The sequence below is a fragment of the Bartonella sp. CM120XJJH genome (genome assembly GCF_042194715.1).
Taxonomy (GTDB): domain Bacteria; phylum Pseudomonadota; class Alphaproteobacteria; order Rhizobiales; family Rhizobiaceae; genus Bartonella.
Map to the genome: position 1 here is coordinate 1 of NZ_JBHINE010000160.1, position 547 is coordinate 547.

Annotated in this window: 1 protein-coding gene and 1 pseudogene; both read right to left on the reverse strand. The window is 36.2% G+C overall.

Features of this window, described 5'->3' with window-relative positions:
• Positions 1-371: hypothetical protein (locus ACFIKU_RS10350; protein ID WP_375657455.1), on the reverse strand; the 371-nt coding region annotated here is incomplete at its 3' end.
• Positions 364-547: pseudogene (locus ACFIKU_RS10355) on the reverse strand (hypothetical protein); the annotation flags it as partial. The pseudogene ACFIKU_RS10355 and the gene ACFIKU_RS10350, both read right to left, overlap by 8 nt.

The following is a 547-nucleotide window of genomic DNA, read 5'->3' on the forward strand; positions in this document are numbered from 1 at the left end:
ACAGCAAAAACAATATTAGGCGTACTATAAGCAGCAAAATCAAAAATCAAACTGCCTATCATACGCATAAAGCCGTATAGAAAAAAAATCAAAAGCACATAACAACCAGCGCTTGACCCAATAATCGCCTTCGTGCCTTTAAACGCTTTAACCAAAGAGAGTAACCAGCGGTACCCCAATATAAGCGAAAGCGCCAAAACATAATAAGGAAAATAACTCGTAGCGCCATAAACATAAAGAAAAACAAGACACAAAACAACGAGCAAGAAAACCAAATGTTCAACCAATGTTTTTTTCTTCATCAAAGGAAAAATAATCAGCACCAGACAAAAAACGGCGCCGATAACAGATAATGTCAATTTGTCAAGCATTATAGTAAGCCTCAGAAATAGAATTTATTAATATTGCGTAGTCTGAAGAAATGCCAAACATAGACAAAAGACCAACCGCAAAATGAATTACAAAAGGCAGATAGAAATAGGCCTTGCGCTTATCTTGGAAACCAAGATACATAAAGCGCGTATTTACACCATGCATCAATACAATC